The 4,593-nt window shown below is 64.3% G+C and carries 5 protein-coding genes; 1 reads left to right on the top strand and 4 read right to left on the bottom strand.

Annotated elements, in window-relative coordinates; genetic code table 11:
* Nucleotides 1-952, bottom strand: a 952-nt coding sequence (locus tag B0T44_RS26010) for a steroid 3-ketoacyl-CoA thiolase (protein ID WP_081512732.1), incomplete at its 3' end; no start/stop codon positions are given.
* Between the two features lie 146 nt (nucleotides 953-1,098).
* On the opposite strand from B0T44_RS26010, the gene B0T44_RS26005 reads away from it, so the two are divergent.
* Nucleotides 1,099-2,373 carry a cytochrome P450 gene (locus B0T44_RS26005; protein WP_077115619.1) on the top strand — a complete coding sequence of 425 codons (1,275 nt, stop codon included), beginning with the start codon at nucleotides 1,099-1,101 and terminating at the stop codon, nucleotides 2,371-2,373.
* A 69-nt stretch (nucleotides 2,374-2,442) separates the two neighbouring features.
* Here B0T44_RS26005 and B0T44_RS26000 read toward each other — a convergent pair whose 3' ends face one another.
* The 3 genes from B0T44_RS26000 to B0T44_RS25990 form a co-directional block, all read right to left on the bottom strand.
* A complete protein-coding gene (locus B0T44_RS26000; protein WP_077115620.1) occupies nucleotides 2,443-2,859 on the bottom strand; it encodes a nuclear transport factor 2 family protein in 417 nt (138 codons plus the stop codon).
* Nucleotides 2,856-3,731, bottom strand: a complete 876-nt coding sequence (locus tag B0T44_RS25995) for a TIGR03619 family F420-dependent LLM class oxidoreductase (RefSeq protein WP_077115621.1) — start codon at nucleotides 3,729-3,731, stop codon at nucleotides 2,856-2,858. Before B0T44_RS25995 ends, B0T44_RS26000 begins: the two co-directional genes overlap by 4 nt.
* Nucleotides 3,728-4,593: thiolase domain-containing protein (locus B0T44_RS25990; RefSeq protein WP_139795376.1), on the bottom strand; the 866-nt coding region annotated here is incomplete at its 5' end. The genes B0T44_RS25990 and B0T44_RS25995, both read right to left, overlap by 4 nt.

Raw genomic sequence — 4,593 nt, 5'->3', positions numbered from 1 at the left:
CAACGGAAGCGAATGCCTCGTTGATTTCGAACAGATCGATATCGCCGATGCTCATTCCGGATCGCTCCAGCAGCCGGGTGCATGCTTGAACCGGGCCGTCGAGATGGAATTCCGGCTCCGCACCCACCAGCACCTGGGTCCGAATCCGGGCACGCGGGCGTAAACCCTCGCGCTGCGCGGCTTTTTCATCCATCAGCAGCACCGCGGCCGCGCCGTCGGAGATCTGCGAGGAGGTGCCCGCGGTGTGAATGCCACCCTCGAGTACCGGCTTCAGCTTGGCGAGGCTTTCCAGGCTGGTATCGCGCAAACCCTGGTCCCGGGTGACGTCCAGCTTCTCCCCGGTGAGATTGCCTTCCTTGTCCACCGCGGGTGCGCTCACCGCGAGTACCTCACGGTCGAACCGGCCCTCGGCCCACGCCTGCGCCGCCAACTGCTGCGAGCGGACACCGAACGCGTCGATGTCTTCACGAGTAATACCGCGCCGCTTGGCGATTCGCTCGGCGGCCTGGAACTGGTTGGGCATATCGATATCCCACGAAGCCGGCCTGCGCGGCCCGGCGTGCTCACCGACGTTGGCGCCCAGCGGAACCCGGCTCATCGCCTCCACACCGCAGGCGATGCCGATATCGATGGCGTCGGCGGCGATGAGGCCGGCGATGAGGTGATTGGCCTGCTGGGCCGAACCGCACTGGGCGTCGATGGTGGTGGCGCCGACCTGCCACGGCAGGCCTGCGTGCAGCCAGGCGGTGCGGGTGATGTTGTTGGACTGCTCGCCGGCCTGGGTGACACAGCCGCCGATGACCTGTTCGACCGAGCTCGGATCCAGGTGGGCGCGTTCGAGCAAGCCGCGCTGCGCCAGGCCGAGAATCTCTGCCGCATGCAGGCCCGACAGCCAGCCGTTGCGTTTGCCGATGGGGGTGCGCGCGGCTTCGACGATCACAGGTGTGCCCATGTTCAACCTTTCCTCAATGGGACAGAAAACTGAAACGTGTTCACCACGCTGGCTCGCGGCGGATCTGTCCCGTTTCTTTCCTCATTGTGCCGCCTGTGCTTCAATAATTGTAGAACGTGTTTCAGTTACGTTGAAGGAGGCGTCTGGTGGTAGAGACCCGGAATGCGCGGCCGAACCTGCCGGACGGGTTCGACGTCACGGACCCCGACATCTACGCCGTGCGGGTTCCGGTCGAAGAATTCGCCGAACTGCGGCGGTCAGCACCCATCTGGTGGAACCCCAAATCGCCGGATGTCGGCGGGTTCACCGACGACGGGTTCTGGGTGGTCAGCAAGCTCGCCGACATCAGGGAGGTGTCGCGGCGCAGCGAGGTGTTCTCCACGTTCGAGAACACTGCTATCCCCCGGTTCAACGACGATATCGAGCGTCAGCAGATCGAGCTGCAGCGGTTCGTCCTGCTGAATATGGACGCTCCCGAACACACGCGGATGCGCAAGATCATCTCCCGCGGCTTCACCCCGCGCGCGATCAACTCGCTGCGCGCCGAGCTTTCTGCCCGCGCCGAGGCCATCGTGACCGCGGCGGCGGAGTCCGGTTTCGGAGATTTCGTCACCCAGGTGGCCTGTGAGCTGCCGCTGCAGGCCATCGCCGAACTGATCGGCATCCCGCAGGAAGATCGGATGAAGGTCTTCACCTGGTCGAACGAGATGACAGGTTACGACGACCCGGATATCGATATCGATCCGGTGGCCGCCTCGACCGAAATCCTCGGCTATGCGTACCAGATGGCGGAAGCACGTAAGGCGTGCCCGGCCGACGATATCGTCACCACCCTGATCGAAGCCGATGTCGACGGCGACAAACTGTCGCCCGAAGAGTTCGGTTTCTTCGTCATCCTGCTGGCCGTCGCCGGTAACGAGACCACCCGCAACGCGATCACCCACGGCATGATGGCCTTCCTGGACAACCCCGACCAGTGGGAGCTGTACAAGAAGGAGCGGCCTGCCACCGCCGTCGACGAGATCATCCGGTGGGCCACGCCGGTGACCTCGTTCCAGCGCACCGCCCTGGAAGACACCGAACTAGGTGGGGTGCAGATCAAGAAGGGGCAACGTCTGGTGCTGCTCTACCGTTCGGGGAACTTCGATGAGGACGCCTTCGAAAACCCTGAGAAGTTCGACATCATGCGCAAGGACAACCCGCATGTGGCCTTCGGCGGAACCGGCGCCCACTACTGCATCGGCGCCAACCTGGCCAGACTGGAAATCGACCTCATTTTCAACGCCATCGCCGACCACCTCCCGGATATCACCAAAGTAGGTGAGGCGAAGCGGCTGCGTTCCGGCTGGCTCAACGGGATCAAGGAATTCCCGGTGGACTATAAGGGCGGCTGCCCGGTCACTGGCCACGCCGCAAGCTGAGTTCTGGTGGATAGTGGATAAAGCCCCCGTACCTCTGGGTACGGGGGCTTTGCCGTTGGTGCTGGGGTATCAGTCGATCCGCTTCGTCGTCGCCATAGCGCGATCGACTTCCCAGTACGCGCGCAGCGCGGCGATCTTGCCTGCCGCATCCACCCGGTAGGTGAACACACCCTCGGCGTCGATGCGGTGCCCGCCGATGGTGGTGCGGATGGTTCCGGTGAACGCGACCTCCGCGCCGCAGGCAAACGAGTCGCCGAACAGGAATTCGATCGACTCGGTCGCCGCGATGGCTTTATCCCAGAACGCGGAGATCGCCTCGTGCCCGCGGTGACCCTTGCCCTCCGGGTCGAAACCGGAGGGGCCGATCGGATCCTCGACAATGCCGTCGGCAGCGAAGAGGTCCAGCCATGCCTGTTTGTCGCGGGCTCGCACCGCGGCCTGTGAGGCGAGCCCGGCCCGGCGGGCGGGATGTTCTTGTGTGCTCACTGGATCGGGTCCTGAATGTTCTCGGCGGCGAACTTACGCAGCGCGTCCTGTTTGGCGGCCAGCTCACCGTCGAAACCGATGCCCTCGGCCAACCACGGCACCACGATCGCGTCGGTGACACCGGCATCGGCCAGATCCTGATATCCGGAGCGACCGAACTTATCGATACAGACCGCCTGGATTTCGAACGGCACATCGGCGCGGCCGTACTCTGCCCGCAGCGTGGCGAGGGTGTCGATGGTGCGGCACAGGTCGTCGAATTTCATCATCGCCGACGTCCAGCCGTCCCCGACCCGCGCTGCGCGCCGCAGCGCCGCGTCGGTGTGGCCGCCGATATAGAACGGCACCGGTTCGCTCGGTGCGGGGCTCATCTGCAGTTCGTCGAAATCGAAGAACTCGCCGTGGAATTCGACCATCCCGCCGCCAAGGACAAGCTTGATGACCTCGATCATCTCGTCGACCCGTGCGCCACGGCGCGCGTACGGCACACCGCACCACTCGAACTCTTCCGGCGCCCAGCCGATCCCGACACCGAACCCGAACCGGTTACCAGACATATTCGCCACCGAACCCACCTGCCGTGCCAGCAGCAGTGGATTACGCGAACCGAGTTTGAGCACATTGGTGTAGAAACGGATCCGGGTGGTCACCGCCGCCATCGCGGTTGCACCGATCAGCGGATCCACCCATGGCGTTTCCGGGCCCCAGAAGCGGCTGCCATCCGGCGTGTACGGGTACTTCGCCGCCTGCGACTTCATATAGAAAAGCGAATCCGGTAGCGCGATCGACGAGAAACCGCACTCCTCTGCGGTGCGCGCCAGCTCGGGCAGCTGCTCGAGTGGACTCAATGCGATACCGAGTGTGAACTTCATCGCCGCTCCGATCCCACAACCCACATCGAGAAGTACTGCGAACCGCCACCGTAGGCGTGTCCGAATGCCTTGCGAGCGTTCTCGACCTGATAGTCGCCCGCCCGGCCCATCACCTGTTTGGCGGCCTCAGCGAAGCGGATCATGCCGGACGCGCCGATCGGGTTGGACGAGAGCACCCCACCGGACGGGTTGACCGGCAGCAGGCCACCGATTTCGGTTTCCCCCTTGTCGGTGAGTTTCCAGCCGTCGCCAGGGGCGGCGAAGCCGAGGTTTTCCAGCCACATCGGTTCGAACCAGGAGAACGGGACGTAGATCTCGGCCGCGTCGATCTCGGCCAGTGGATCGGTGATCCCGGCTTGGGCCCACAGCGCCTTGGCCGCTTCCTGGCCGGCTTGCGGATTCACCTGGTCGCGGCCTGCGTAGGCCAGCGGTTCGGTGCGCATGGCGGTGGCGTGGATCCAGCCCACCTTCTTCCCGGACGCCTCCACAGCGGTCGCCGATTTCTCGCCGCCGATCACTACGGCGCAGGCGCCGTCGGAGGACGGGCAGGTTTCGTCGAAACGGATCGGGTCCCACAGCATCTGGGTGGCCAGTACTTCTTCGACGGTTTTATCGCCCTGTTTGAGATGAGCGTGCGGATTCTTGGCTCCGTTGCGGCGATCCTTCGCCGCGACCATCGCACCGACATGCAAGGGTGCGTTGGACCGCCGGATATACGAGCGGACATGGGGTGCGAAGTAGCCACCGGCGCCTGCGCCGACCGGCATGGTGAACGGCACCGGAATCGACAGAGCCCACATGGCATTCGATTCCGACTGTTTCTCCCACGCGATGGCGAGCACCTTCTCGTGCACACCGCCCT

It is taken from the genome of Nocardia donostiensis (genome assembly GCF_002081715.1).
GTDB lineage: Bacteria > Actinomycetota > Actinomycetes > Mycobacteriales > Mycobacteriaceae > Nocardia > Nocardia donostiensis.
This window is presented reverse-complemented; position numbering and strand designations above follow the sequence as displayed.

Excerpts from the sequence above, each read along its gene's own strand:
- B0T44_RS25995 (WP_077115621.1), bottom strand. The coding sequence starts at position 3,731 with ATGAAGTTCACACTCGGTATCGCATTGAGTCCACTCGAGCAGCTGCCC.